The following is a 602-nucleotide window of genomic DNA, read 5'->3' as shown; positions in this document are numbered from 1 at the left end:
CAATCAGATTATCAAGACCACGGAAGTAGATGGTCGGTAGCTCATCTATAATCACCGAGCTTTTAAGTTGATGCTTCTTATTGATAAGCTTCACAATGCGGCTATTGTAGAGTCCAAGAGCAGCCGAATAGATGTTTTGTCGGTCGGGGTTGTTCCCTACTACAAGCACTTTCGGCTCATTTGGGTTATTGATGTCTAGAGAGAAGTCATCGCCCGTCATCACCCAATACAATGCTGGTGAAATCATTCTTGACAAAGGAATCTTTGCTGATGCTATCTGCCCCTGTAACTGGTCTTGCGCGCCACCCTCCCAAGCATCCAGAAAGGGAGAGAGATAGTTAGCAAGCTCGTCATATGAAGTCAGAATAGGGAATATTTGAGCGCTTTCTAAGTTCAAATGCAAGTAAAAAGCGAAGTTTTTTTTCTCGTTTCGCAAGCTCGGTCGACTTCTCTTCGGGAACCCGCTCGTCGGGGTGGGGGCTCCCACCCCTTGCCGCGGGGGCGCTCCCGGAGCGGAGATTTTCCTTTCTGAACTTGCCTCGGAGGACTCTCTTCTCTTCGTAACCGCTCGTCGGGGTGGGGGCTCCCACCCCTTGCCGCGG

At 50.3% G+C, this 602-nt stretch carries 1 protein-coding gene and 1 pseudogene; both read right to left on the bottom strand.

Annotated elements, in window-relative coordinates; all coding sequences use genetic code 11:
- Nucleotides 1–397: pseudogene (locus PORUE0001_RS10080) on the bottom strand (mobilization protein); the annotation flags it as partial.
- Nucleotides 351–602 (bottom strand): hypothetical protein (locus PORUE0001_RS10885; protein ID WP_039865675.1); only part of this gene is annotated, 252 nt, incomplete at its 5' end. The pseudogene PORUE0001_RS10080 and the gene PORUE0001_RS10885, both read right to left, overlap by 47 nt.

It is taken from the genome of Porphyromonas uenonis 60-3, assembly GCF_000174775.1.
Classification (GTDB): Bacteria; Bacteroidota; Bacteroidia; order Bacteroidales; family Porphyromonadaceae; genus Porphyromonas; species Porphyromonas uenonis_A.
This window is presented reverse-complemented; position numbering and strand designations above follow the sequence as displayed.